Annotated in this window: 14 protein-coding genes; 4 read left to right on the forward strand and 10 right to left on the reverse strand. The window is 64.6% G+C overall.

The window, feature by feature from the left end:
* The first annotated feature begins 118 nt into the window (after positions 1-118).
* From FHT32_RS01505 to FHT32_RS01520, 4 genes are all read left to right on the forward strand, one after another.
* Positions 119-2,548 (forward strand): class I SAM-dependent DNA methyltransferase, encoded by a 2,430-nt coding sequence (locus tag FHT32_RS01505; protein WP_176662895.1) that lies wholly within the window; start codon positions 119-121, stop codon positions 2,546-2,548.
* Positions 2,539-3,816 (forward strand): restriction endonuclease subunit S, encoded by a 1,278-nt coding sequence (locus FHT32_RS01510; protein WP_176662896.1) that lies wholly within the window; start codon positions 2,539-2,541, stop codon positions 3,814-3,816. The genes FHT32_RS01505 and FHT32_RS01510 overlap by 10 nt, the downstream gene beginning before the upstream one ends.
* A gap of 101 nt (positions 3,817-3,917) precedes the next feature.
* Positions 3,918-7,025, forward strand: a complete 3,108-nt coding sequence (locus tag FHT32_RS01515) for a type I restriction endonuclease subunit R (RefSeq protein ID WP_176662897.1) — start codon at positions 3,918-3,920, stop codon at positions 7,023-7,025.
* On the forward strand, positions 7,025-7,741 hold the full coding sequence (locus tag FHT32_RS01520; protein WP_176662898.1) for a M48 family metallopeptidase: 717 nt from the start codon (positions 7,025-7,027) through the stop codon (positions 7,739-7,741). The genes FHT32_RS01515 and FHT32_RS01520 overlap by 1 nt, the downstream gene beginning before the upstream one ends.
* Positions 7,742-8,034: 293 nt before the next feature.
* Here FHT32_RS01520 and FHT32_RS01525 read toward each other — a convergent pair whose 3' ends face one another.
* The 10 genes from FHT32_RS01525 to FHT32_RS01570 all read right to left on the reverse strand — a co-directional run bounded on the left by FHT32_RS01525 (position 8,035) and on the right by FHT32_RS01570 (position 20,806).
* On the reverse strand, positions 8,035-8,322 hold the full coding sequence (locus FHT32_RS01525) for a hypothetical protein (RefSeq protein ID WP_256098838.1): 288 nt from the start codon (positions 8,320-8,322) through the stop codon (positions 8,035-8,037).
* Between the two features lie 332 nt (positions 8,323-8,654).
* Positions 8,655-9,326 (reverse strand): response regulator transcription factor, encoded by a 672-nt coding sequence (locus tag FHT32_RS01530; RefSeq protein WP_176662899.1) that lies wholly within the window; start codon positions 9,324-9,326, stop codon positions 8,655-8,657.
* Complete coding sequence (locus FHT32_RS01535) at positions 9,323-10,702, reverse strand: cache domain-containing protein (protein WP_176662900.1); 1,380 nt, start codon at positions 10,700-10,702, stop codon at positions 9,323-9,325. Before FHT32_RS01535 ends, FHT32_RS01530 begins: the two co-directional genes overlap by 4 nt.
* A 38-nt stretch (positions 10,703-10,740) precedes the next feature.
* The gene (locus tag FHT32_RS01540) at positions 10,741-11,727 is read right to left on the reverse strand and encodes a hypothetical protein (RefSeq protein ID WP_176662901.1); all 987 of its coding nucleotides are present in this window, start codon (positions 11,725-11,727) and stop codon (positions 10,741-10,743) included.
* A gap of 76 nt (positions 11,728-11,803) precedes the next feature.
* On the reverse strand, positions 11,804-13,060 hold the full coding sequence (locus FHT32_RS01545) for an MFS transporter (RefSeq protein WP_176662902.1): 1,257 nt from the start codon (positions 13,058-13,060) through the stop codon (positions 11,804-11,806).
* 123 nt (positions 13,061-13,183) lie between these two features.
* A complete protein-coding gene (locus tag FHT32_RS01550) occupies positions 13,184-14,122 on the reverse strand; it encodes a DedA family protein/thiosulfate sulfurtransferase GlpE (protein WP_176662903.1) in 939 nt (312 codons plus the stop codon).
* A 132-nt stretch (positions 14,123-14,254) separates the two neighbouring features.
* The gene (locus FHT32_RS01555; RefSeq protein ID WP_176662904.1) at positions 14,255-15,652 is read right to left on the reverse strand and encodes a heavy metal sensor histidine kinase; all 1,398 of its coding nucleotides are present in this window, start codon (positions 15,650-15,652) and stop codon (positions 14,255-14,257) included.
* Positions 15,649-16,344 (reverse strand): heavy metal response regulator transcription factor, encoded by a 696-nt coding sequence (locus FHT32_RS01560; protein ID WP_176662905.1) that lies wholly within the window; start codon positions 16,342-16,344, stop codon positions 15,649-15,651. Before FHT32_RS01560 ends, FHT32_RS01555 begins: the two co-directional genes overlap by 4 nt.
* Positions 16,345-16,397: 53 nt before the next feature.
* Positions 16,398-19,571 carry an efflux RND transporter permease subunit gene (locus tag FHT32_RS01565; protein WP_176662906.1) on the reverse strand — a complete coding sequence of 1,058 codons (3,174 nt, stop codon included), beginning with the start codon at positions 19,569-19,571 and terminating at the stop codon, positions 16,398-16,400.
* Positions 19,568-20,806, reverse strand: coding sequence for an efflux RND transporter periplasmic adaptor subunit (locus tag FHT32_RS01570; RefSeq protein WP_176662907.1), 1,239 nt, complete (start codon positions 20,804-20,806; stop codon positions 19,568-19,570). Before FHT32_RS01570 ends, FHT32_RS01565 begins: the two co-directional genes overlap by 4 nt.

Raw genomic sequence — 20,806 nt, forward strand, 5'->3', positions numbered from 1 at the left:
TACGATTGGCGGATGTCGAGCTCAACCCTCGGCGACCTCACCTGCAAGCTCCCGTCGCGGTGGCTTGACGCGTCTCCATCGGCCTCAGTTTGAGCCGGAGACGATTCATCGCAAACACATGGCTATTAAAAAATCCGATCTCTATACCAAACTCTGGGCCTCGTGCGACGAGTTGCGCGGCGGCATGGACGCCAGCCAGTACAAGGACTATGTGCTGGTCCTGCTTTTCATCAAGTACATCAGCGACAAATACGCCGACCAGCCCTTTGCGCCCATCCAGATTCCCCCAGGTGCCAGTTTTGCCGACATGGTCGCGCTGAAAGGGCGCAGTGACATCGGGGACCAGATCAACAAGCGGATCATCCGCCCCCTGGAAGAGGCCAACGACCTACGCATCAAGGCCGACTTCAATGACGACGCGTTACTGGGGAAGGGCAAGGAAAAAGTTGAGAAGCTCGACAATCTGATCGGCATCTTTGAATCCAAAGACCTGGATTTCTCCAAGCACCGTGCCGACGGCGACGACATCCTGGGCGATGCCTACGAATACCTAATGCGTCACTTCGCCACCGAGAGTGGCAAGAGCAAGGGGCAGTTCTATACGCCGGCCGAGGTCAGCCGCGTGATGGCCCAAGTGCTGGGAATTGCCAAGGCTAAGACCAGCCGCGCCACCACCGTGTACGACCCAACCTGCGGCTCGGGCTCGCTGCTGCTGAAAGTGGCCGAGGCCGCGCCGACGCCAGTCACGGTGTATGGGCAAGAAAAAGAAGAAGCCACCAGTGGCCTAGCGCGCATGAACATGATCCTGCACCACAACCCTGGTGCCGTTATTGAGCAAGGCAACACTCTGGCCGACCCAAAGTTTCTCGATGGGGATCAGCTCAAAACCTTCGACTACGTGGTGGCAAATCCGCCGTTCTCGGACAAACGCTGGCGCACCGGGCTCCGGACCGACGCGGACGTGTTCGGACGCTTCGAAGGCTTTGGCGTGCCGCCCGACAAGCAAGGGGACTACGCCTACCTGCTGCACATTGTCCGTTCGCTCAAGAGCAAAGGCCGGGCCGCCTGCATCCTTCCGCATGGCGTGCTGTTCCGCGGCAATGCCGAGGCCGAGATCCGCAAGAACCTGGTACGGCGCGGCCTCATCGAGGCCATCATCGGACTACCGGCTAACCTGTTCTACGGCACCGGCATCCCGGCCTGCATCATCGTGATCGACAAGGCCGGCGCCGCTGCCCGAAAAGGCATCTTCATGATCGACGCCGCCTCAGGCTTCATGAAGGATGGCCCCAAGAATCGCCTGCGAGAACGCGACCTGCATCGCATCGTGGACACCTTCACCACCCTGGATGGCAGTGACCCGCGCTACGCCCGTATGGTCGGTCTGGACGAGGTGGAGAAGAACGACTTCAACCTCAATCTTCCGCGCTACATTGACAGCAGGACGCCGGAAGACCAGCAGGACATCGACGCCCACCTAAACGGCGGCATACCAGAGGCTGACGTGGAGGCCCTGGGGCGCTACTGGGTGGTATGTCCGAAGCTGCGTGCTGCCCTTTTCAAGCCCCGGCGACCCGGTTATTTGGACTTGGCCGTGGCGCCGGTCGCTATCAACTCCACTATTCATCAGCACCCGGAGTTTCAGGCCTTCACCGACGCGATGAACACGCATTTCGACAAGTGGCGCGGGGCGGCAGCGAGTAGGCTCAAATCGCTCGACAAAGGCAGCTTCCATCCGAAAGACTTGATTCGTGGCGCTGAGGGTCTGCTGGACCACTACGAGCACCAACCCACCGTGGAGAAGCTGATCGACCCCTACGCCGTCTACCAGCACCTGATGGACTACTGGGCCGAGACCATGCAGGACGACGCCTACCTAATCGTTGAGGACGGCTGGAAGGCGAAGACCCATCGGGTGCTGGAAATCAAGAAGAACAAGGACGGCACACCAGGCAAGCCCATGGACAAGGGCTGGGCCTGCGACCTAGTGCCCAAGGCTTTGCTTGTGCAGCATTACTTCACTGCCGAGCAGGCGAAGCTGGACAAACTGAGCGCAGAACTGGAAAGCACTCAGGCGGCATTGATTGAACTTGAAGAAGAACACAGCGGCGACGATGCCGTGTTCACCGGCTTCGAAAAGATCAACGACAAGGAAGTGAAGTCGCGCATCAAGGAAGTCGTTCGCGACCACGATCCGGAAGACGAGCTGCCTGTGCTACAGCGCTGGCTGGCTCTCTCTGAGCAGGCCAGTGTACTGAAGAAGCGCATCAAGACCCTGAATGCCGAGTTGGACGCCAAGGCCCTGGCGCGCTACCCCACGCTAACCGTCGAGGAAGTGCAGGCGCTGGTGGTAGACCACAAGTGGCTGGTCACGCTGAGCATCGCTGTGCACGGTGAACTGGACCGCGTGAGCCAAGCGCTGACCGGGCGAGTGAAGGAATTGGCTGAGCGCTATGGGCAGACGATGCCGCAGTTAATAAAGCATGTGGAAGACATGGATGCGCGGGTGGCCGGGCATCTGGCGAAAATGGGGTTCGCATGGAACTGAGAGAACCTTCTGTCCAATACCCTACGAGCACCAAGCGCACCGAGTTGGGCATCCTGCCCGCCGATTGGGAGATAGCGGAAATTGGTGCTATTTCAGAAACCGCGTCCGGAACTACTCCACCCCGAAGTCAACACGAGCGCTTCTATCAACGCGGTGTGCACGCCTGGGTCAAGACGCTGGACCTCAACAACGCAGAGATTCGACTCACAGATGAATCGGTAACCGACTGCGCCCTTCAGGAAACCAGCCTCAGGTTGTTCCCAGCTGGAAGCGTTTTAGTGGCGATGTACGGCGGTCTACGGCAGATCGGGAGAACGGGGTTGCTTCGCATTCCCGCAGCCGTCAATCAGGCCATTACGGTAGTTCAACCCTGTCGAGAGGTTCTATGCCCTGAGTTCTTGCTTTTCTACTTGAACTATCGTGTTGGGTACTGGCAGTCCGTAGCAAGCAGCAGCCGCAAAGATCCAAACATCACTGGCGCTGATGTTCGAGCGTTCAAGTTGGCGCTTCCGACAGTTGACGAGCAACAGCGAATCGCTGCTGCTCTTGCAGATGCCGACGCCCTGATCGACTCGCTGGAGCAACTGCTGACCAAAAAGCGCCAGACCAAGCAAGGCGCCATGAAGGAGCTATTTTCCGGCAAGCGACGCCTACCGGGCTTTACAAAGAAATGGGACGAGATCCGAATCGGTGATTTCACTGACTGCACCGCAGGCGGTACACCAAATACGCGCGTGGAAGACTTCTGGAACGGTGATATTCCGTGGATGAACTCTGGCGAACTTCACAAGAAACGCGTCTGGGATGTGGAAGGGCGAATCACCGTTGACGGACTCAAGAACTCCAGCGCCAAATGGATACCGGAACGTTGCGTGCTGATCGGGTTGGCGGGGCAGGGGAAGACGCGTGGCACGGTAGCAATGAACATGATCGGGCTTTGCACGAATCAATCCATTGCCGCGATTTTCCCGAGCGAGGAGTACGACTCGGAATTTCTTTTCCACAACCTCGACTGGCGATACGACGAACTTCGAGAGCTTTCAGCCGGTGATGGCGGGCGCGGAGGCCTCAACCTCACGCTGATTAGATCGATAGTTGTCCCCAAGCCGGTACGTAGCGAACAGCGTGCAATTGCGACATTGCTATCAGACATGGATACCGAAATCGTAACCATTGAAGCCCGCGCCACTAAAGCCCGCGCACTTAAACAAGCAATGGCCCAAGTCCTACTGACGGGCCGCATCCGCATCAAGGAGCGCAACGCATGAGCCGTCCCGCCAGAAGCTTCTATCGCTACCGGGCGAGCTTCAAAATGATCAAACACTAGCGACTAACGCCGTCTGCCCAGAACTTCCCCGAGAGGAAACCGATGAGTGATGTCAGCAAGCCCGAGCGAGCTACCCAAGACCGGGTGGTGGCGCTGTTCACCAACACGTTGGGCTATCACCACCTGGGCGATTGGTCCGACAGGGCAGGCAACCACTGCATTGAAGAAGGTCTCCTTACGGCCTTTCTGACTCGCAGCGGCTATTTCCCCGCACACATCAGTGCCACCCTGCACAAGCTACGCTCAGAGGCGCTGTTGCAAGGGCGTAGCTTGTATGCCGCCAATCAGGCAGTCTACGAGTTGCTGCGCTACGGCGTGTCGGTGAAGGTGGAAGCCGGCCAGATGAACGAGACCGTGCACCTGGTGAATTGGGCGGAACCTGCCAACAACGATTTCGCCATCGCCGAAGAAGTCACGCTAAAGGTCGGACACGAACGCCGGCCCGACATCGTGCTCTACCTCAACGGCATCGCTGTGGGCATGCTAGAACTGAAGAACAGCCGTGTGGGCTTAGGTGAAGGCATACGTCAATGCCTGTCAAATCAGCGACCTGAGTTCAACGCTTGGTTTTTCAGCACAGTGCAACTGTTGATGGCGGGCAATGACTCCGAAGGCCTACGTTACGGCAGCATCGAGACGGAGGAGAAGTATTTCCTGAACTGGAAGGAAGACGAGGCCGACAACGCTGGCTACAAGCTGGACAAGTACCTCACCAAGCTGTGCAGCAAGGCCCGTCTGCTGGAGCTGATGCACGACTTTGTGCTGTTCGATGGCGGCATCAAGAAGCTGCCCCGCGTGCACCAGTACTTCGGTATCAAGGCGGCGCAAAGCCATGTGCAACAACGGCGCGGCGGCATCATCTGGCACACCCAAGGAGCGGGCAAGAGCATTTTGATGGTGTTGCTGGCCCGGTGGATTCTGGAGAATCGATCGGCCGCCCGCGTGGTCATCATCACCGACCGGGACGAACTGGACCGGCAGATAGAGCGCGTTTTCAAGGACGCGGGCGAGACCATCCACCGCAGCCAGAGCGGCCGCGATCTGATGGCGCAACTGGCACAGCCCAACCCAAGGCTGCTGTGCTCGCTGGTGCACAAGTTTGGCCGACGCGATGTAGACGACTTCGAGGCTTTCTTGCGCGACCTGGCCGCCCAGCCCAGCCCCACGCGGGGCGAGCTCTACGTGTTTGTGGATGAATGCCACCGCACGCAAAGCGGCAAGCTGCACCGGGTGATGAAGGCCATGATGCCCAACGCGGTGTTCATCGGTTTCACCGGCACACCGCTGATGAAATCGGACGCGCAGACCAGCCTGGAGGTGTTCGGCGGCTACATCCACACCTACAAATTTGCCGAGGCCGTGGAAGACGGCGTGGTGCTGGACCTGGTGTACGAAGCACGTGACATCGACCAGAAGCTGGGCAACTCTGAGCAGATCGACCAGTGGTTCGAAGCCAAAACCCGTGGCTTGAACGACTGGCAGAAGGACGAGCTGAAGAAGCAGTGGGGCACGATGCAGAACGTGCTCAGCTCGCGCGCCCGCATGGACCGGGTGGTAGCCGACATCGTGTTCGACTTTGCGGTCAAGCCGCGCCTGTCGAATGAGCGGGGCAATGCCATCTTGGTGGCGTCCAGCATCTACGAGGCCTGCAAGTACTTCGTGCTGTTTGGCAAGACAGTCTTTAGAAACCGCTGCGCAGTGGTAACTTCCTACAACCCGCAGGCTTCAGACGTGAGCAAGGAAGAAACGGGAGCCAACACGGAGAGCGACAAGCAGTTCATCTACAGCACCTACACCAAACTGCTGAAGGACGTGCCTACGCGGCCAGGCAAGAGCAAGACTGAGACTTACGAGCAGGACGCCAAGGAGCGTTTCATCAAGGCCCCCGCCCGGATGAAGCTGCTGATTGTGGTAGACAAGCTGCTGACCGGTTTCGATGCCCCGCCCTGCACCTACCTCTATATCGACAAGTCCATGCAGGACCACGGCCTGTTCCAGGCCATCTGCCGCACCAACCGGCTGGACGGAGAAGACAAGGACTTCGGCTACATCGTCGATTACAAAGACTTGTTCAAGAAGGTCGAGAAGGCAATTGCCGTCTACACCGCCGAGCTGGACCACAGCGCCGGTGGCTCCGACCCAGAAATCATGGTCAAAGACCGTTTGGACGCCGGCCGCGAGCGCCTGGACGATGCAGTGGAGGCCTTGGCCCTACTGTGCGAGCCCGTGGAACCGCCCAAAGGTGACCTGGAACACATCCATTACTTCTGCGGCAACACCGAAATCGCGGATGACCTGAAGGCGCGTGAGCCGCATCGCGTGGCGCTCTACAAGGCTGTGGTGGCGCTGGTGCGCGCCTACGCCAACCTGGCCGATGAGCTCGAGGCCGCTGACTACACACCCGCGCAAATCGAACAGATCAAAGGATTGCAGAAGCACTATTTGAACCTGCGCGAAATCATCCGCAAGGCGGCTGGCGAGACCCTGGACCTGAAGCCCTACGAGGCAGACATGCGTCACCTCATCGATACCTACATCGAGGCGCAGGCGCCACGCAAGATTTCGCCTTTTGACGGCATCGGCCTGCTGGACCTGATCGTCAAGACGGGCATTGCCGACGCGATAGCCGAGCGCCTGGGCGAGATGAAGGGTGACCGGGAATCCATTGCTGAAACCATCGAGAACAACGTCCGCAGCAAGATTCTGAAAGAGCAACTGACCGACCCAGCCTACTTCGCCAAGATGTCCGCGCTGCTGGACGAAATCATCCGAATGCGCAAGGACCGCGCGATCGAGTACGAGGGCTACCTTTCCCGCATCGCCGATGTGGCCCACAAAGTGGCGGCAGGCAAGTCGAGCGATACGCCGCAGCAATTGAAGACCGACGGCCAACTCGCTCTGTACAACAATCTGAAGGATCACGTCGTCAGCAACACCGCACAAGAGCCCGTGGCGACCTATGGAGGTGTGAGCCAAGCACTGGATACGGCCCTGTGGCTGGATGCGGCGATCAAAGCGAAACGACCCGACGGTTGGCGTGGAGTGGTCGCCAGAGAGCAGTTGGTAAGGCAAGCCATGTTCGACGTGCTCAAAGACATCAATGAAGTGAACCGCCTATTCCCCATCGTCTTCGCGCAGAAGGAGTACTGATGCGCGACGTGCTGGATTTGGGCGAGCTGCATGCCGAGGTGACGCGCAAGGCAATCAAACACGTCCACCTGAGCGTACTGCCGCCCGCAGGCAAAGTACGCGTGGCTGCACCGCAGAGCATGGAGCTGGACACGCTCCGACTTTTCGTCATCTCCAAGCTGGCTTGGATCCGCTCGCAGCAGCGCAAGCTTCAGAACCAGGAACGCGAGACGCCGCGAGAATTTCTGAACAAGGAAAGTCACTACCTGTGGGGCAAGCGCTACCTCCTCGAAATCAGCTTTGCCGATGCGGCGCCGGCTGTGAGCTTGACGCCGCGCAAGCTGCAGCTGCAAGTGCGCCCCGGTTCCGCCCCGGCGCGCTGTGAAGAGGTGCTGGATGCCTGGTACCGGCAACAGGTGCGGGACGTGGTGCCCGCTCTGCTAGCGAAGTGGGAGCCGCTGCTAGGTGTGAAGGCAGCCCGCGTGTTCGTTCAGCGCATGAAAACCAAGTGGGGCAGTTGTACGCCGGAATCAGGCTACATCCGGCTCAACACCGACTTGGCCAAAAAGCCGCCCGAGTGCCTGGAGTACATCGTGGTGCATGAGTTGGTCCACCTGCTGGAGCCGACGCACAACGAGCGGTTTGCATCCATCATGGCGATGTACTTGCCGCAGTGGCAGCACTTGCGCAGGCAGCTCAATAGTTTGCCGGTGAGGCATGAGGATTGGAGCTACTGATCCTGGGTCGTTGACGGTATCACGAGCGCACTGGCGTTATCACCCCGGGGTTCGGATCAATTTCTAGTTATAGGCACGCTTACGTACGACCGCTAGTTGGAGGTGAACTCCCGGGCTGGGCATCTCGGTCGCCGCCACCCCTTCGAGGCGTACCGTTCATACCATTGATTGCTGCTCTCAAACTGCTCTGTCTGCGAAGGTCAGGTCCTGGGCCGAAGGCGAAAGTTCATGGTGAACCTCAAAAGCCCAAAACGGGAGCCAAGCCGCTTTGAAGGCTTGGCGTCCCAAGCTCCTCACCCAGCCGGGCTCACCTCCTGAAATAACTCCACCGCCTCCCGCGCCAAATCCGAAGCAATCCAAAGCAGATTCTCCCGATGCGCCTCCCCCGCATCCTGGAACCATCCGTCCCCGGCGCCGTAGAAGCACCAGAGCAGCGAGTTCAACTGCTCCAGCTTGTTCTCCAGAAGCCCAGCCGGGTCCCGTGTCGTGGTGGTCGTTGCGTCCGCGGATGCCGGCTTTGCTGCGCCGGCCATAATTCGTGTAGCCACTTGGTGTGCCCTTTCTAAGGTGTTGCACGTCATTTGGTTAGACGGCTGAGGTGCGCGAACACCTTGGCCGTCGCCTTTTGCGCCTCACGTTCGCGTCGATGCAGTCGCATCGACAGCCCGCCGCAAGGCAATGCGGTTTCACTCAAGAGAAGTCTTCGTGTGCTCTGCCCTCCATGCCCACTTGGTGGGTCGTTCAATCACAGGGGCATTCACTGTATAGAAGACCAGGCTGCGCAGAAGTGACTTTCTGCCCAGAACCTGCCGATTCCTTCGCCTGATCGCGAGGCGGCGGCGCCAGTCCACAAAGCGCTGACAGTCGCGGGGTCGATCAGCGAAAAAGAGGCTGCAGAAGCGGCTGCGTCAGCTCAGGAATCGCGCCCGAATTCGCGCGCGTGTTCCACCGCGTACTTGATGAGCTCGGCCTGCCCTTCGATGCCCAGTCGGCGCTTGATGCTCTGCCGGTGCGCCTCCACGGTGCGCACGCTCAGGCCCAGGTCGCGCGCGATCTGCTTGCTCGATTCGCCTCGGCCCAGCGCTGAAAGAATCTCGCTCTCGCGCGGGGTGAGCAAGGGCCTGGGCTCTTGCGTGCGGAAGAGTTTTTTCGACACGGCCGGGCTGAGGAATGTGCCGCCGGCCGACACGGCCTCGATGGCCGCGACGATCTCGGCCGCGGGCGCGTCTTTCAGCACGTAGCCGCGCGCGCCCACCTGCAGGGCCTTCTGCACGTACTCGGGGTTGTCGTACATGCTGAGCATCACGACGTGCGGAGCGCCCTGGCGTTGCAGCAGCAGTGCCGCAAGGTCGATGCCGTTCATGTCCTTCATGCCGACGTCCACCAGCATGAGGTCGGGTCGCACGCTCTCCACCTGCGCGAGCGCTTCGGCGGCGCTGCCGGCCTCGCCGACGATCTCGAGGTTGGGCATGGAGCCGAGCCTTGCGCGCAGGCCGTCGCGCACCAGCGGGTGGTCGTCCACCAGGAAGAGGCGAACCGTCGTCGCGACTGTCGAAGGGGTGGTGGGCGTGGGTTCGTTCGTCATGCTGCTGCCTGTGCCTTCGCACTGTGGGTCGGCACTTCGGCCTCGATGGATGTGCGCCCGGCGTTGCTGCACATGATGAGCCGCCCGCCAATGGCCTCCATGCGCTCGCGCATGTTGCGCAGGCCGATGCCGCGGCGGGCGTCGAGCTGCACGGCCTGGATGTCGAAGCCGGTGCCGTCGTCGCTCACTTCGAGGCGCACGCCTTCTTCTTCGCTGAAGTTCAGCGCAATGTGCACGTGCTGCGCCCTGGCGTGCTTGCGCACGTTGGTCAGCGCCTCCTGCGTGAGGCGGAAGAGCGCGGTCTTCACCTCTGGCTGCAGCTCGAAGGATTCGCCGCCGACCATCATCGATGCATCGACACCGCCGCCCTCTTCCCTGAACTCGTCGACCAGCCGCTCCAGCGCGGCGGGCAGGCCCAGGGTGTCGAGCAACGCGGGGCGCAGGCGGTGCGATATGCGGCGCACTTCTATCAGCGAATCGTTGAGCCGCTGCAGCGCCTTCGCGAGCGCGGGCGGCGCGGGCTGCTGCTGGCGGTCGAGCGACTCGACGGCCGACTCGATCAGCAGCTTGGCCGACACCAGCGTCTGGCTGGTGCCGTCGTGCAGCTCGCGCGCGAGGTGGCCGCGCTCTTCTTCCTGCGACTGCACCACACGGCGTGCGAGCAGCCGCAGCTTGGCTTCGGCCGTGCGGTGCTCGCTCAGGTTCAACAGCAGGCCCGCGGCGCTGACCACGCCGAGGCACAGCGCGGCGATGCCCGCGATCCACAGCAGCGTGGCCGTGACGTTGGCGTTCATCTGCCGGTCGAGGGTGTCCATGGTCGACTGGATGTCGTCGAGGTACAGGCCGGTGCCGACCATCCAGTTCCATCGCGGCAGCGCGGTCACGTAGCCGAGCTTGGGCGCCATCTGCGCGCTTGAAGGCTTGCGCCATTCGTACTCGACGAAGCCGCCGCCTTTTTCCTTCGCGCCCTTGATGAGCTCCTGAATGGTGTAGCGGCCGTGCGAATCGCGCAGCTCCCAGAGGTTCTGGCCCACCAGCTCGGGCTGGCGCGAATGCATGAGGGAGTTGCCCTCCAGGTCGTAGACGAAGAAGTAGCCGTCGTCACCGTAGTTGAGCGCGGCCAGCCGTCGCAGCGCCTCGTTGCGGGTGGCCTCGTCGTCCTGGCCCGATTCGTACAGCGGCAGCAGGTTGCTCACGGCCAGGTCGACGTAGCTGCGCAGCTCGCTGCGGCGCTGCGCCATGTAGCTGTTCTCGATGAGGGCACGTTCGCGCTGGGCGAGGTCATGCTCCTGGTGGCGCACCGCAAGGGCCACCAGCACCAGCGCGATGAGCAGCGGTGCGACGGCAAGCGCAACGATCTTGGTGCGGAGGTTCATCGGGGCGCAAGGCTACCACCGCCGCCTGGCAGGCCCTTTCAGAGCTCGGGGTTCGTCAGGGGCAGCAGGCCGCGGTCGTTCAGGGCGTCGAGCAGCGCCTCCTGGTCGGCGCCGCCTTCGAGGATCAGGTCGAGCCCCTTTCCCGACTCCGGGCGAATGGCGAGAAAGGTGAACTCGTAGCCGATCCCGCTGACACGGCGGCGGCTGATGCGGGCCCGGCGCAGGTCGAACTGCCATTCGCCGTCGGTGCTGTGCAGCCGTGTGCCTTCAAGCTCGAAGGCGCGCACCCGCGAAGGCGAGAAGGTGCTGATCTGCGAGATGGGAATGGCCCAGACCAGCCACGCGACCATCGGCACGAGCACGCAAAGGCCCACAGCGGTCTTCACGAAGCCCGCGTCCCCCGAGTTGAGGAGCAGCGCAATGCCCGCCGCGCCCGCCAGTGCGTACCCCGCCCAGATCCAGGCCCTGAAGCACCGCCAGCAGAAAACCATGGCGCGGCTTTGGAGCTTGCCCCAGCGCGTTGCCTCGATGCTGCTTCTGCGGTCAAGGTAGTGGCTGATGACAGGGGCCAGTTCGTCGACGGACACGGTCAGCAGCAGCTTCCTGAACGGCCGGGTGTGAACGATCAGGTAGTTGTCGCTGTCGGGAATGCCTTCGATGGCCAGCACGTCGATCCAGTCGACATGGCCCAGGCCCTGCACGCAGAAGCCGGCTTCGCCGGCGTCGACCTGCGTGCGTCCGCTGAAGAGCTTTGCGCGGCGCTTGGCCGATGGCAGCCAATGCGCTTCGACCCAGAGCCACCCGCGCACGACGACCACGAGGCCCACGAGCCACAGCGCGAAGAGCACGACCATGGCCGCCATGTCGCGCGCGATGCGCCAGCCCGTGGCGTCGGGGTCGAGAATCCACGCGGCGCCGGCGAACATCAGGACGGAGTAGGCCGTGCAAAGCAGCAGGATGGGCCAGATGCCGCTGGCATCGATCTGCGTGACCTGGATGGACCGCGAAAAAGCCGGAGAACTCATTGAAGGCAATTGAACGCGAAAGCGGGCGAGTCTACGGCCGCTTGCGTCGGCTGCCGGCCATCACCGGCTATCACTGCTACCGGCCAACGGCTGCGGGCGAAGGCTGCCGGCGGAACTCGGTCGCGTAGTACAGCAGCGCCACCAGCACATACCCGCCACCCAGCAGGCACAGCCCGCTCCACCCGTGGAAGGCGTACACCGCAGCCGCGATGCCCGAGGCCACGGCCGCGCAGATGAAGATGAAAGTCATGAACAGGCCGTTGAGCCGGCCGCGCAGCTCAGGGGCGAGCATGAAGAGGCTGCGGAAGTTGAGCACCTGGCACAGCTGCACCGCGCCATCGAGCAGGATGCCCGCCGCGACCAGGCCGGCCAGCGAGTGGTAGTGCATGGCGACCGCGCCCAGCACGAACGAGAACAGCGCCACTGCAATGGCGACGCCGGTGGCCGGGCGGGTCAGCCCGCGGTCGGCCAGCCGGCCGGCGATGGGCGCCATCAGCGCACCGGCAGCGCCGGCCAGCGCAAAGGCCGCGATGCCGCCCTGGCCCATGCCGAATTCATGCGCGAGCGCCAGCGGCACGGCCGTCCAGAAGGCCTGGAAGCCGGAGAACATCATTCCCTGGTACAGCCCGCGCCTGCGCAGCACGGGCGTGTTCAAGACGATGCCCGGCAGCGAGGCCATGGTGCGCGCGTAGCCCATCGATGCATGCGGGTGGCGCTGCGGCAGCGCACGCCACAGCACGGCGATGAGCGTGGCCATGAGCACGGCCGACACCCAGAACACCGCACGCCAGCCCAAAGCCGAAGCCACAACGCTGGCAAAGGGCCGCGCCAGCATGATCCCGCCCAGCAGGCCGGCCATGATGTTGCCGACCACCTTGCCGCGCGTGGCTTCGGGCGCGAGGTGCGAGGCAAAGGGCAGCAGCACCTGGGCCGCGACCGCGCAGGTGCCGACCACGAAGGAAGCGGCCAGGAATGTGACGGCCGAGTTCGACAGCGCGATGCCCACCAGCCCGATCACCGCGCCGAAGAGCGCGCCCACGATGAGCCTGCGGTTCTCGACCACGTCGGCCAGCGGCACCAGCAGCAGCAGGCCCGCGCCGTAGCCGAGCTGGGTGAGCGTCATGATGAGCCCGGCCAGGCCGGCGTGCAGCTGCAGCGTGTCGGAGATGGGGCCGATGAGCGGCTGGGCGTAGTAGATGTTGGCCACGCACAGGCCGCAGGCGACGGCGAAGACCAGCGTGAGGGCCGGGCTGAGGCCCGAGGCTGCGGATTGGGCGGATTGGGCGGAATGGCCGGGGTGGGCGGCGCGTGGCGCGGAGGAAGGAGAGGACACGGAGGGATCCCGGTTGCGAGAGGTCTGCCCTCGGGTTAACCCGAGGGCCGGGCACCATAGCACGCGGGGCATGTTTCTGCAGGCGTGGGCCTTGTGCAGGCCCTCGGAACAGAGTCGCCGCCTTCAGTCGACCGTGGTCGGCCGGCCCGAGGCCACCCAGGCGTCGAGCCCGCCGGTCAGCGGCAGGGCCCGGCGCGCACCGCGCGCCAGCAGCACGCGCGCGGCCTGCGCGGCCGAAACCTCGTTGGGGCAGTTGCAGTACAGCACCACGTCGCGCCCCGCCGCGTGCGACAGGTCGAGGCTGCGCTGCTGCAGCGCCTTGAGCGTGTACGACTGCGCACCCGGAATGCGGCGCGGATCGACCTGCACGCCGGCCTTGCCGCGCACGTCGATCACCAGCGGAGGCTCTTCACCGCTGAGCAGTTCGTGCAGCTCTTCCACCGAGATGCGCGGCATGCCCGTGAGCCGCATGAAGGCGCGGCGGCGCCAGTAGCGCACCGCCAGGATCACCAGCAGCACCACGCCCAGCGCGGCGGTGGCCACGCCGCCGGCCTGCGCCATGATGGCCAGCACTTCCTGGATCTGGTTGCGGAACACCCAGCCCAGGCCGAGGAAGAGCCCGGTCCACACCAGCGCCGCGCCCACGTCGAAGCCGATGAAGCGCCGCACCGACATGCCCAGGGCCCCCGCCATCGGCGGTGCCACCACCGACACGCCCGGCACGAACTTGGCGGCCACCAGCGAGAGGCCGCCCCAGTCGGAGATGAGCGATTCGCCGCGCCGCACGCAGGAGTCGGGCGAAAGGGAGATGCGGCACAGCAGGCGCATGAAGCGGTAGCCGAAGCGCCGCCCGGCATAGAACCACGCCCCGTCGCCCAGCAGGTTGGCGATGACGGCCGCCACCACCACGCCGGCCACCGAGACGTCGCCCGCGGCCAGCAGCGCTCCAGTGAGCACCAGCACCGCCGCCGCCGGCACCGGCAGGCCCAGCCGCGCGGCAAAGCTGGCAGCGAACACCACCAGGATCGCGTTCTGCACGAGCAGGGACATCAGCTGTGCCATGGCTGCCCTTGTCTTGGCCCGGGTGCGGGTGGAAATTGCGGTGGTTGCGTGCTGTTCATGCCGGCAGCGATTCTCCGGCATGGGCCAAGAACGTACCGGGCACAGGCCATTGCCTGGCGCCTTCAGCCATCGTCAGCCGGTGGCTTTCTCGGGGGAGCGCGATACGCTGAAGCCGAAGGTATTCCAACCTTCTTCGCTTGATGCACTCACCTGCCCCCCATGCATGCTCGCCACGGCCTTCACGATGGCCAGGCCCAGGCCATGGCCGTGGTGCTCGCCCCCGTCGTTGCGCGCCTCGTCGACGCGATAGAACCGGTCGAACAGATGCTGCAGGTGCTGGGCATCGATGGGCTCGCCGGGGTTCGACACTGTGATCCAGGTGGCAGCGGGTTCCTCGCGCAGCCTCACGGCGATCTGCGCGCCGGGCTTCGAGTGCTCGATGGCGTTCTGCAGCAGGTTCGACATGGCGCGGCGGAACAGCGCGCTTTCCAGCCGGGCCTCGGCCTGCACGTCGCCCTCGATGACGACCTGCGCACGCGTCTCGTCGAGCACGAACTCGAAGAACTCGATGGTCTTGCGCACTTCCTGCGCCACGGGCGTGAGCACCAGCCCGGTCGCCACTTCGCCACGGTCGGCGCGCGCGAGGAAGAGCATGTCGTTGACGATGGAGCGCACCCGCTCCAGGTCTTCGAGGTTGGCCTGCAGCACCTCCTGGAACTCGCCCGCGCTGCGCTGGCGCGACAGCGCCACCTGCGTGCTGCCGATGAGGTTGGCCAGCGGCGTGCGCAGCTCGTGCGCCACGTCGGCGTTGAAGGCTTCGAGCTGGCCGTAAGCCTCCTCCAGCCGGCTCAGCGCGCCGTTGAAGGCCTCGGCTAGCGCCGAAAGCTCCACGGGCAGCGGCTCCGCGCGCAGCCGCTGCGACAGCGTCTTGGGCCGCAGCGCCTGCGCCTCCTTCGACAGCCGCTCCAGCGGACGCAGCCCCAGGCGGGCGATCCAGTAGCCTGCGACGGCAACCACCAGCACCGCGCACAGCCCGAGCCCGACCAGCGCGGTCAAAAAGTTCTGGCGCGTGCGCGCATAGGGCTCGGTGTTGCGCCCGACGATGAGCCGCACGGCCGGCCGCTGCTCGTAGGGATCGATGTGCACCGACAGGGTACGGAAGGGCCGCTCCTGCCCCGGCAGCTCGATCACGCTGGTGTGGCCGTTGGCCTGGCGCGTGAGCCCGTCGATCTCGGCCAGGCCCTTGCCGTACTGGAAGCGCGGATCGTCGCTGAGCACCCAGAAGCGCACGCTGCCGTCCTCTGGCGTGAGCGCGTCCATGCGCGCCTGCACGCGCGGCCAGCGCTCGGGGCTGCCGATGGCCTTGATCCAGAACTGCAGGCTCTTGAGGGTGGTGTCGAGCTCCTCGTACTGGTGCCGCTCCAGCTCGCGCGCCAGCACGCTGTGCAGCGCGAAGCCGGCCAGCGCGAAGGTCGCGAGCGCCACCGCCGCGAACATCAGCACCAGCCGCGCGGTGATGGAGCGCTTCACGGGGCGGCGCCCTCCCCGCCGGCATCGCGCAGCTCCATCACGTAGCCCATGCCCCGGATGGTGTGCAGCAGCTTGGGGCTGAAGGGGGCATCGATCTTGTCGCGCAGCCGCTTGATGGCGACTTCCACCACGTTGGTGTTGCTGTCGAAGTTCATGTCCCACACCAGTTCGGCGATGGCGGTCTTCGAGAGGATCTCGCCCTGGCGGCGCGCCAGCACGGCCAGCAACGCGAACTCCTTGGCGGTGAGGTCGATGCGGGTGCTGCCCCTGAAGGCTTTTCGCGCCAGCAGGTCGATCTGCAGGTCGGCGATGCGCAGCTGCATCGGCTCCTGCTTGCGGCCGCGGCGGTTGAGCGCCTGCAGCCGCGCCAGCAGCTCGAGAAAGGAGAAGGGCTTGACGAGGTAGTCGTCGGCTCCTTCGTGCAGGCCCTTGATGCGGTCTTCGACGCGGTCGCGCGCGGTGAGCATGATGACCGGCGTCTGCTTCACGGCACGCAGCGCGCGCAGCACCGAGAAGCCGTCCTGCCCCGGCAGCATCACGTCGAGCACGATCACGTCGTACTCGTGCGTGAGCGCGAGGTGCTGGCCGTCGATGCCGTTGTGTGCCATGTCGACGGCGCAGCCCTGCTCGGTCAGCCCCTTGGAGAGGTAGTCCGCGGTTCTCAGTTCGTCTTCGACTATCAGGATCTTCATGGCGTTTTCTGCCCTCTTGTCTTTGTCTCCACCCCCGCGATCTCAGCCGATGTTCATCCGTGCACCTCGGCGGGCACGGGGGCCTTGCCCTCCTTCGCGGCTTTGCGGGCCTTGCGCGCTTCCTTGCGGCGCATGTACCAGTAGTGGGCGCGGTCGAGGTACAGGTAGACCACCGGGGTCGTGAAGAGGGTGAGCGCCTGCGAGAGTATCAGCCCGCCGACCATCGCGTAGCCCAGCGGCCGGCGCAGCTCCGAGCCCGAGCCGTGGCCCAGCATCAGCGGCAGGCCCGAGAGCAGCGCGCACATGGTGGTCATCATGATCGGGCGGAAGCGCAGCAGGCAGGCCTGGTAGATGGCTTCTTGCGGCGTCATGCCCTGCTCGCGCTCGGCCTTGAGCGCGAAGTCGATCATCATGATGCCGTTCTTCTTCACGATGCCGATGAGCAGGATGATGCCGATCAGCGCGATCACGCTCAGGTCGTAGCCGCCCGCCATCAGGATGAGCAGCGCGCCCACACCGGCCGAGGGCAGCGTCGAGAGAATCGTCAGCGGGTGGATGTAGCTCTCATACAGCAGGCCCAGCACGATGTACACCGCCACCAGCGCCGCCGCGATCAGGTAGGGCTGCGTGGCCAGCGAATCTTGAAACGCTTGCGCCGTGCCCTGGAACGAGCCGGTGAGCGACTGCGGCAGCCCCATGTCGGCCTGCGCCTTGTTGATGGCGTTCACCGCGTCGCCCAGCGCATGGCCCGGCGCGAGGTTGAACGAGATGGTCACGGCCGGGAACTGGCCCTGGTGGCTGATCGAGAGGTAGGCGGTCTTGCTGGTGTCCACCTTCACGAAGGTCGACAGCGGCACCTGCTGGCCGGTGATGGGCGAGTTGAGATACAGCTTGCTGAAGAGCGCCGGGTCCTGCTGCAGCGCGGGCGTCACTTCCAGCACCACGTGGTAGCTGTTGAGCTGGGTGAAGTACTGCGCCACCTGGCGCTGCCCGATGGCGTCGTACAGCGTGGCGTCGATGGTGGCCGGCGAGATGCCGAAGCTCGATGCGCGGTCGCGGTCGATGGTGAGCACGGCGGATGCGGCGGCGTTCTGCTGGTCGGTGGCCAGGTCGGTGATCTCGGGCAGCTGCTTGAAGCGCTCCAGCAGCTTCGGCGCCCAGGTGTTGAGCTCGTCGAGGTTGGCGTCGGTCACCGTGTACTGGTACTGCGTGCGCGATGCGCGGCCACCCACGCGGATGTCCTGCCCGGCCTGCAGGAACAGGTTCACGCCCTGCACCTTGGCCAGCTGCGGGCGCAGCCGCGCGATGATCTCGTCGGCGGTGGCGGTGCGGCCCTCGTCCTTGGGCTTCAGGCTGATGTAGAAGTTGCCGGTGTTGTAGGTGGAGGAGCTGCCGTTCATGCCGAAGCCGGTCACGTCCGGGTCCTTGCGCACCACGTCGGCCAGCTCGACCATGCGGGCGTTCATCGACGCGAAGGAAGCATCCTGCGCCGATTCGGCGAAGCCCGAGATGAAGCCCGTGTCCTGCTGCGGGAAGAAGCCCTTGGGAATGAACACGAACAGCACGCCCGTGGCCGCCACCGTGGCGATGAAGGTCATGAGCGTGATGAACTGGTGGTCGAGCACCACGTGCAGCCCGCGCTTGTAGGCGCCGAGCATGGCGTCGAAGCCGCGCTCGAAGAGCTGGTAGAGCCGCCCGTGCTTGCTGCCGTGCTCGTTCTTCAGAAAGCGCGAGCACAGCATGGGCGTGAGCGTGAGCGAGATCACCACGCTGACCACGATGGTGAGCGTGACCGTCACCGCGAACTCGCGGAACAGCCGCCCCACGATGCCGCCCATGAGAAGCAGCGGAATGAACACCGCCACCAGCGACACCGAGATGGAGATGATGGTGAAGCCGATTTCGCCCGCGCCCTTGTACGCGGCCTCGACCGCCGACATGCCCTCTTCCACGTAGCGGTAGATGTTCTCCAGCATCACGATGGCGTCGTCCACCACGAAGCCGACCGCGATGGTCAGCGCCATGAGCGAGAGGTTGTCGAGGCTGTAGCCCAGCAGGTACATCACCGCCACCGTGCCCAGCAGCGCGAGCGGCACCGTCACGCTGGGGATGAGCGTGGCCGGCACGTTGCGCAGGAACACGAAGATCACGGCCACCACCAGCGCGATGGTCAAGAGCAGCGTGAACTCCACGTCCTTCACCGAGGCGCGGATGGTCTGGGTGCGGTCGATGATGGCGTTGACCTCCACCGTCGGCGGGATCGATGCCTTCAGCCTGGGCAGCGCGGCGTTGATGCGGTCCACCGTCTCGATGACGTTGGCGCCCGGCTGCTTGGTGATGGCCAGCACGATGGAGCGGCCGTTCTGCACGCTGCTGCCCTCGGGCGCGGCGGCGCCGGCATAGGCCCAGCCGGCGATCTTCGCGTTCTCGGGCCCGTCCACCGCCACGCCCAGGTCGCTCACGCGGATGGGCGCGCCGTTGCGGTAGGCCAGCACCACGTCGTTCCAGGGCTTGGCCTTCAGCAGCTGGTCGTTCGTGTAGACGGTGAAGCTCTGGTTGGGCCCGTCGATGGTGCCCTTGGGCGCGTTGACGGTGGCCGATGCGAGCACGGTGCGCACGTCTTCCAGGCTCAGGCCCAGCGCCGCGAGCTTGGCCGGATCGAGCTGCACCCGCACCGCCGGCTTCTGCACGCCGCCGATGTTGACCAGGCCCACGCCCGAGATCTGCGAGATCTGCTGCGCGAGGATGTTGTCGGCGTAGTCGTTCACCTCGGTCAGCGGCAGCGTCTTCGACTGCACCGAGAGGATGAGGATGGGCGAGTCGGCCGGGTTCACCTTGCGGAAGGTCGGCGGGCTCGGCAGGTTGGCCGGCAGCTGGCCGGTCGATGCGTTGATGGCGGCCTGCACGTCGAGCGCGGCGGCGTCGATGTTGCGGTCGAGGTCGAACTGCAGCGTGATCTGCGTGGAGCCGAGGCCGCTGGTGGAGGTCATCTGCGAGAGCCCCGCGATCAGCGAGAACTGCCGCTCCAGCGGCTGCGCCACGTTGGACGCCATGGTCTCCGGACTGGCACCCGGCAGGTTGGCCGAGACCTGGATGGTCGGAAAGTCGACCTGCGGCAGCGGCGCCACCGGCAGCAGCGGAAACACCGCCGCGCCGACCAGCAGGATAGCCAGCGCCAGCAGCGTGGTGCCGATGGGGCGCTTGATGAATGCGGCGGAGATGCTCAATTGCTGCTCCCGCTGCTGCTGGCGACCTTGGCTGCGTCCTTCACCGCATCCTTCACCGCGCTCTTGGCGGCGGGCGGCGGCTCGACGATGGTGGCGCCGGGCTTGAGCTTGTACTGGCCGTCGATCACCACGCGCTGGCCGGCCTCCAGGCCCTTGTCGATCACGGCGGTGCCGTCGGCGATCTGCACCACGTGCACCGGTACGTTGGCGACCTTGTTCTCTGCATCGACGGCCCAGACGTAGGTGCTGTCCTGGCCGCGCTGCACCGCGGCGGCGGGCAGCGTGAGCGAGTCGGCCCGGCGGTCGAGCTGCAGCCGCACGTTGACGAACTGGCCCGGCCACAGCGTGTGCTGCGGATTGGCGAAGCTGCCCTTGAGCTGCACCGTGCCGCTGGTGGTGTCGATCTGGTTGTTCAGCAATATCAGCTTGCCGGTGCCCAACATCTGCGTGCCGCTGCGGTCGTAGGCCACCACCGAGAGCGGCTGGCTGCTCTGCTGCTGCACGCGGTTGATGTCCTGCACGGCCTCTTCGGGCAGGGTGAATTGCACGGCGATCGGGTCGATCTGGTTGATGACGACCAGGCCGTTGGCATCGGTGGCGTGCACGATGTTGCCCGGGTCCACCAGCCGCGCCCCCACCCGGCCGTTCATGGGCGAGGTGATGCGCGTGAAGCTCAGCTGCACCTCGGCGTACTGCACCTGGGCCGCGTCGTTCTGCACGGCGGCTTCGAGCTGGTTGACCAGGGCCTTCTGCGTATCGACCTGCTGCTGCGTGGCGGCGTCCTGCGAGAGCAGCGTTGTGTAGCGCTTGAGGTCGGCGCGGGCGTTGGTCAGCGTGGCCTGGTCCTTCGCCCGCGTCGCCTGCGCCTGCGCGAGCTGGGCCTGGAGCGTGCGCGGGTCGAGCTGGGCGAGCAGCTGGCCGGCCTTCACGTCCTGCCCTTCGACGAAGCCGACCTTGTCGAGCTGGCCGTCGATGCGCGCCTTGACGGTCACGGTGGCCATCGAGGCGACGGTGCCGATGCCCGAGCGATAGACCTGCACGGTCTGCGGCGTGACGCGCGCGGTGGACACCTGCACGGGCGGGCTCTTCGGCGCATCGGGCTTGGCTGCGTTGGCGGCGTGGTGGGTCAGCGCCCATGCGCCGCCGCCGAGCACGAGCACCAGGGTGGCGGTCGCGAGCCAGGTGGAGCGTCGCTGGAACAAGGGGGGCGTGGTGGTTTTTGCGGTCGTCGTCAT

The organism is Variovorax sp. SG517 (assembly GCF_013376045.1).
Classification (GTDB): Bacteria; Pseudomonadota; Gammaproteobacteria; order Burkholderiales; family Burkholderiaceae_C; genus Variovorax.

What these genes read in the sequence shown, in the direction of transcription:
- FHT32_RS01505 (WP_176662895.1), top strand. Translation starts at nt 119, where the DNA reads ATGGCTATTAAAAAATCCGATCTCTATACCAAACTCTGGGCCTCGTGC.
- FHT32_RS01510 (WP_176662896.1), top strand. Translation starts at nt 2,539, where the DNA reads ATGGAACTGAGAGAACCTTCTGTCCAATACCCTACGAGCACCAAGCGC.
- FHT32_RS01515 (WP_176662897.1), top strand. Translation starts at nt 3,918, where the DNA reads ATGAGTGATGTCAGCAAGCCCGAGCGAGCTACCCAAGACCGGGTGGTG.
- FHT32_RS01520 (WP_176662898.1), top strand. Translation starts at nt 7,025, where the DNA reads ATGCGCGACGTGCTGGATTTGGGCGAGCTGCATGCCGAGGTGACGCGC.
- FHT32_RS01525 (WP_256098838.1), bottom strand. Translation starts at nt 8,322, where the DNA reads ATGACGTGCAACACCTTAGAAAGGGCACACCAAGTGGCTACACGAATT.
- FHT32_RS01530 (WP_176662899.1), bottom strand. Translation starts at nt 9,326, where the DNA reads ATGACGAACGAACCCACGCCCACCACCCCTTCGACAGTCGCGACGACG.
- FHT32_RS01535 (WP_176662900.1), bottom strand. Translation starts at nt 10,702, where the DNA reads ATGAACCTCCGCACCAAGATCGTTGCGCTTGCCGTCGCACCGCTGCTC.
- FHT32_RS01540 (WP_176662901.1), bottom strand. Translation starts at nt 11,727, where the DNA reads ATGAGTTCTCCGGCTTTTTCGCGGTCCATCCAGGTCACGCAGATCGAT.
- FHT32_RS01550 (WP_176662903.1), bottom strand. Translation starts at nt 14,122, where the DNA reads ATGGCACAGCTGATGTCCCTGCTCGTGCAGAACGCGATCCTGGTGGTG.
- FHT32_RS01560 (WP_176662905.1), bottom strand. Translation starts at nt 16,344, where the DNA reads ATGAAGATCCTGATAGTCGAAGACGAACTGAGAACCGCGGACTACCTC.
- FHT32_RS01570 (WP_176662907.1), bottom strand. Translation starts at nt 20,806, where the DNA reads ATGACGACGACCGCAAAAACCACCACGCCCCCCTTGTTCCAGCGACGC.